Source organism: Microbacterium testaceum (assembly GCF_003075375.1).
GTDB lineage: Bacteria > Actinomycetota > Actinomycetes > Actinomycetales > Microbacteriaceae > Microbacterium > Microbacterium testaceum_E.
The window spans coordinates 1-5,328 of sequence record NZ_QDFT01000084.1 but is presented as its reverse complement, the minus strand read 5'-3'; the positions used below and the strand labels follow the sequence as shown (position 1 = coordinate 5,328).

6 protein-coding genes are annotated in these 5,328 nt (G+C 71.4%); 5 read left to right on the top strand and 1 reads right to left on the bottom strand.

The features are described from left to right. A partial coding sequence (locus tag DC432_RS15825; protein ID WP_116538658.1) for an MFS transporter occupies positions 1-903 on the top strand: 903 nt, incomplete at its 5' end. Positions 904-978: 75 nt separating this feature from the next. Here DC432_RS15825 and DC432_RS15820 read toward each other — a convergent pair. Further along, the gene (locus DC432_RS15820) at positions 979-1,476 is read right to left on the bottom strand and encodes a MarR family winged helix-turn-helix transcriptional regulator (RefSeq protein WP_116536712.1); all 498 of its coding nucleotides are present in this window, start codon (positions 1,474-1,476) and stop codon (positions 979-981) included. Between the two features lie 107 nt (positions 1,477-1,583). On the opposite strand from DC432_RS15820, the gene DC432_RS15815 reads away from it, so the two are divergent. The 4 genes from DC432_RS15815 to DC432_RS15800 all read left to right on the top strand — a co-directional run. Continuing rightward, positions 1,584-2,234, top strand: a complete 651-nt coding sequence (locus DC432_RS15815) for a MarR family winged helix-turn-helix transcriptional regulator (protein ID WP_116538657.1) — start codon at positions 1,584-1,586, stop codon at positions 2,232-2,234. Between the two features lie 221 nt (positions 2,235-2,455). Then, a complete protein-coding gene (locus DC432_RS15810) occupies positions 2,456-4,168 on the top strand; it encodes a nitrite/sulfite reductase (protein ID WP_116538656.1) in 1,713 nt (570 codons plus the stop codon). Next, positions 4,165-4,908 carry a phosphoadenylyl-sulfate reductase gene (locus tag DC432_RS15805; protein ID WP_116538628.1) on the top strand — a complete coding sequence of 248 codons (744 nt, stop codon included), beginning with the start codon at positions 4,165-4,167 and terminating at the stop codon, positions 4,906-4,908. Before DC432_RS15810 ends, DC432_RS15805 begins: the two co-directional genes overlap by 4 nt. Beyond that, the coding region (locus DC432_RS15800) for a phosphoadenosine phosphosulfate reductase family protein (RefSeq protein WP_165801316.1) at positions 4,905-5,328 on the top strand (424 nt) is incomplete at its 3' end. The genes DC432_RS15805 and DC432_RS15800, both read left to right, overlap by 4 nt.

Sequence of the window (5,328 nt, the reverse complement as noted above, 5' to 3'; positions counted from 1 at the left end):
CCCCAACCGAAGCCCGAGACGCGGCAGAACATCGGCCGCGTCTCGGGCTTCGGTTGGGGCATGGGCTATGTCGGCGGCATCGTGCTGCTGCTTCTGCTGCTGGTGCTCTTCATCCAGAGCTTCGGGGATCCGGATGCCGGTGGCCTTCTCGCCGTGACCAAAGAGGGCGGTCTGAACATCCGCCTCGCGGTCCTGGCGTCGGCGGTGTGGTTCGGCGTGTTCGCCATACCGGTCCTGCTGCGCGTGCCCGAGATCCCGGCACAACGCCGTCGGGTGCGGGTCGGCTTCTTCCGCTCCTACGCGGTGCTGTGGGGCACGCTGCGCTCCCTCTGGCGCGACAGCCGTCCGGTGCTGCTGTTCCTCATCGCGAGCGCCGTGTTCCGCGACGGACTGACCGGCGTCTTCACGTTCGGCGCGATCATCGCCGCGCAGGTGTTCGGCTTCACCTCGACACAGGTGCTCTACTTCGCGGTGGCCGCGAACGTGGTCGCCGGCATCAGCACGATCTTCGCGGGCCGCCTCGACGACCGCTTCGGTCCGAAACGGGTCATCGTCGCCTCGCTGATCGGTCTGATCGTGATGGGTGGCGTCATCCTCGTCATCGGCACCTCCGTGCCGCTGTTCTGGATCGCGGGCCTCAGCCTGGGCCTGTTCGTCGGCCCGGTGCAATCGGCCAGCCGGTCCTTCCTCGCGCGGATGGCTCCCGAGGGCCGCGAGGGCGAGATCTTCGGCCTCTACGCCACGACGGGGCGCGCGGTGTCGTTCCTCGCGCCCGGCCTGTTCGCCCTCTTCGTCGGCCTCACCGGCGACACGCGCCTAGGCATCCTGGGCATCGTCGCGATCCTGCTCGCGGGACTGGTCCTGCTGCTGCCGGTCAAGGCCGAGGCCGCCGTCATCCGCTGATCCGGCGCTCGCCGCGGGGACCGGCGCCTGGCGCGCGGCCCGGCGTCGGTTACGGGACCGGCGCGGGGCCAGGCGTCAGTCGCGGGGCCAGGCGTCCGCGAATTTGCCGAGCAGGCGCGCGAACTCGCGGCTCTCCTCGGCGCTGAACGACTCCAGGGCGGAGCGCACGGCATCCCGCCTCCTGCCCCGGACACCCGAGACGAGACCCTCGCCCTCGGGGGTCAGTCGCACGCGCGTGCGGCGGGCGTCGTCGGGGTCGGGCTCGCGCACGACCAGGCCCAGTTGCACGGCCTGCTGCACCAGGCGCGACGCGCGGGGCTGATCGACTCCGACGGCCTCGGCGATGCCGCTCACGGACAGGACTCCGGATGCCGCGGTTAGCGCGTCCAGCATGCGCAGCCGGGCGGGACCCCCGAAGCGCCCGTGCGACGGGTCGGCCCAGGGCGGGCCGCCATGTCCGCCGTGACCGCGATGGGTGTGGTGCGGGATCTCGGGCGCGAAGGGCGGGCGGGGTCGCCGCCCCCGCAGCCGCGCGAGGGCTGCGGCGATGTCGTCGGCGGGGTCGGTGGCCATGTCCGAGATTTTACATGTCGCTTGACAAGCATTTGCATTACATGTCACAGTACATCTGTTGTCAGATGACAAGCATCGGCGGATCCCCCGCCGCGAAAGGACACCTCATGAACATCTCTTCCCCTGACCCCGGCGACATCGCTCGCCGGCTCACAACAATCGGACACGCTCTTCACCACCGTCTGCACGAGCAGTCGCGCGACGGCGCCCTCCACCCCAAGGCGGTTCGCCTGCTCGGCGCCATCGACGGCCGAGTGGATGCCCACGGGCTCGCCGACCGTCTCACCCGTGGCGGCAAGCGCCTCGACGCCCTGGTCACCCTGGGCCTCATCGAGCGCGACCGCGACGAGTGGCGCCTCACCGATGCGGGCCGCGCGATGCTCGATCGCGTCCAGACCGAACGCGCGGGGCTGCTCGACGGCATCCCCACCGCGGACCTCGAGTCGCTCGCCCGGACGCTCGACCTGCTCGCCGAGAAGCTCGACGTCGACGATCGTCGCGGTCCCCGCGGACGCGGTTCCGCTCGCGGCCCCCGCGGCTTCGGCCCCCGCGGCCCGTTCGATCCCCGCGTCGGGTTCGGCCCGCGCGGCGGGTTCGGCACGCGCGGCGAGCACGCTCCCGGGTCCGGCCCGAACCTGCACCACGGGTTCCGCGTCGGCGAGCGCCCCGGACCGGGCGGCTGCGGGCACCCGGCCGCTCACCCGGGCACCGGGTCCGACTCGCCCTCCGGCGACCCGACCTCGCCCGCGTCGTCATGAGCAGCACGAAACGCCGCCGGATCGGGACGTCGCGTCCCCCGGCGGCGTTTCGCAATTAGCGCATCGATTGCGCGTGGTGCAACTGTGTGACGCCTCCCGAGTCCCGTGAGACGTCGCGTGACGCCGTATGTCGTTCGACGACGTTGCGTGTCACCGGTTTCGACCCTGCCCCTTCACGGCTCCTAGCGTCGCGTCGACATCCCGCTGAGGAGAGCCGAACCGTGACCACCAGTCCTCCACCCGCGCGCACCGCGACGCGCCCACCCCGCCCCTCCACCAAGCCCAACGGGCAGTGGAAGATCGACGGCACCGCGCCCCTCAACGGCAACGAGGAGTGGAAGCAAGTCGACGACGGGCTCGCGGTGCGCGGACGCATCGAGAACATCTACGCCGCCGGCGGCTTCTCGTCCATCGACCCCACCGACCTGCACGGCCGGTTCCGCGTGTGGGGCCTGTACACGCAGCGCAAGCCCGGGATCGACGGGGGCCGCACGGCGACGCTGACGCCGGAAGAGCTCGAGGACGAGTACTTCATGCTGCGCGTGCGCATCGACGGCGGGCAGCTGACCACCGCGCAACTGCGCGTGATTGCCGGCATCTCGCAGGAGTTCGGCCGTGACACCGCTGATCTCACCGACCGCCAGAACATCCAGCTGCACTGGGTCGAGGTCGCGTCGATGCCCGAGATCTGGCGCCGACTCGAGGCCGTCGGCCTCGGCACGACCGAGGCATGCGGCGACGTGCCGCGCGTGGTGCTCGGCTCTCCCGTTGCGGGCATCTCCGCCGATGAGCTGATCGACCCCACTCCGCAGATCGACGAGATCACCAGCCGTTTCATCGGCGACCCGACGCTGTCGAACCTGCCCCGCAAGTTCAAGTCGGCCATCACCGGGCACCCGAGCCAGGACGTCGTGCACGAGATCAACGACGTCGCCTTCGTCGCTCTCGAGCACCCCGAGCTCGGCATCGGGTACGACCTGTGGGTCGGCGGTGGACTGTCCACCGCACCGCGCCTGGGCGAACGCCTGGGCGTGTTCGTCGCCCCCGAGCGCGTCGCCGAGGTCTGGCACGGGGTCGCGCAGATCTTCCGCGACTACGGCTACCGGCGCCTACGCAACAAGGCGCGCCTGAAGTTCCTGCTCGCCGAGTGGGGGACCGAGAAATTCCGTCAGGTGCTCCAGGACGAATACCTCGGTGACGCCCTGCCCGACGGTCCGGCCGCCCCGAAGCCCACCACCCCCGGCGACCATGTCGGCATCCACCGTCAGAAGGACGGACGCTTCTACGTGGGCGCGACCCCCGTCGTCGGGCGCGTGTCGGGCACGACGCTGGCCGCACTGGCCGATCTGATCGAAGCCCACGGGTCGGCGCGACTGCGCACGACGCCGCACCAGAAGGTCGTGATCCTCGACATCCCCGAGGACCGGGTCGAGTCGCTCGTGGCCGGGCTGGACGAGCTGGGCCTGCAGGCCCGCCCGAGCCTCATCCGCCGGGGAACCATCGCGTGCACGGGCATCGAGTTCTGCAAACTCGCGATCGTCGAGACCAAGGTCAACGCCACGGCCGCGGTGCACGATCTCGAGAAGCGCCTCGCGGGCTTCGACCTGCCGCACCCGATCTCATTGCACGTGAACGGCTGCCCCAACTCGTGCGCGCGCATCCAGACCGCCGACATCGGCCTGAAGGGCCAGCTGGTCACGATCGACGGCGAGCAGGTGCCCGGTTACCAGGTGCACCTCGGCGGGGGTCTGGCATCCCGGGACCGCGACGAAGCCGGCCTCGGCCGCACCGTCCGCGGACTCAAGGTGGCCGCCGACGGGATCGCGGACTACGTCGACCGCGTCGTGCGGCGGTTCCTCGACGAGCGCGACGCGGCAGCCGACGAAACCTTCGCCCAGTGGGCCCACCGCGCCGACGAGGAGGCCCTGCAGTGAGCGTCTCTCTCGCCCCCCGCGCGACCGCGCGTCGAACGCCCGACGAGCTCAGGGCTCTGGCCGAGCAGGGCGACATCGAACTGCGCAGCCTCGAGGCCGACGAGGCGAGCCCCGCCGAGGTCGTCGCCTGGGTCGCCCGCCACTTCGCCCCCGAAGCCGCCGCGGTGGCCTGCTCGATGGCGGATGCCGCTCTGCCCCATCTCGTGTCCGCGCAGCTGCCGGATGTCGACGTGCTCTTCCTCGACACCGGGTACCACTTCCGCGAGACCCGCTTCACGCGCGACGAGGTGGACCGCTCCCTCGACGTGCGCGTCGTCGACGTGCTGCCCGCGCAGACGGTCGCGGAACAGGATGCCGAGTTCGGGGCGCGGCTGTACGAGCGCGACCCCGCGCTCTGCTGCGCCCGTCGCAAGGTCGACCCGCTGCAGGGGGCCCTCGGCGGGTACGAGGTGTGGTTCACGGGCGTCCGCCGCGACGAGGCACCCACCCGCACGCGCACTCCCCTGGTCGCGTGGGACGAGCGCAACGGCCTCGTCAAGGTGAACCCGGTCGCCGCGTGGAGCTTCGACGACCTCATCGGCTACGCCACCGACCGCAAGGTGCCGGTCAACCTCCTCCTCACGCACGGCTACCCCTCCATCGGGTGCGAGCCGTGCACCCGGCCGGTCGCCCCCGGCGAAGATCCCCGGTCCGGCCGCTGGGCGGGCCTGTCCAAGACCGAATGCGGGTTGCACACATGAGCGCTGTGTCCACGGCATCCACTGCCCTCTCCACCCTCGACCTGCTCGAGGCCGAGGCGATCCACATCATCCGCGAGGTCGTCGCCGAGTTCGAGCGGCCCGTGCTGCTGTTCTCGGGCGGCAAGGACTCCGTCGTCGTGCTGCACCTGGCGACCAAGGCGTTCGCCCCGGGGCGCGTGCCGTTCCCCGTGCTGCACGTGGACACGGGGCACAACTTCCCCGAGGTGCTGCGCTTCCGCGACGAGACCGTCGCGCGCCTGGGCCTGCGCCTCGAGGTGGCCCGCGTGCAGGACTACATCGACGACGGCCGCCTGCAGGAGCGCGCCGACGGCACGCGCAACCCGCTGCAGACCCTCCCGCTGCTGGACGCGATCGCCGCCGGTCGCCACGACGCCGTCTTCGGCGGCGATCGCGTCCAGC

What these genes read in the sequence shown, in the direction of transcription:
- DC432_RS15820 (WP_116536712.1), bottom strand. Translation starts at nt 1,476, where the DNA reads ATGGCCACCGACCCCGCCGACGACATCGCCGCAGCCCTCGCGCGGCTG.
- DC432_RS15815 (WP_116538657.1), top strand. Translation starts at nt 1,584, where the DNA reads ATGAACATCTCTTCCCCTGACCCCGGCGACATCGCTCGCCGGCTCACA.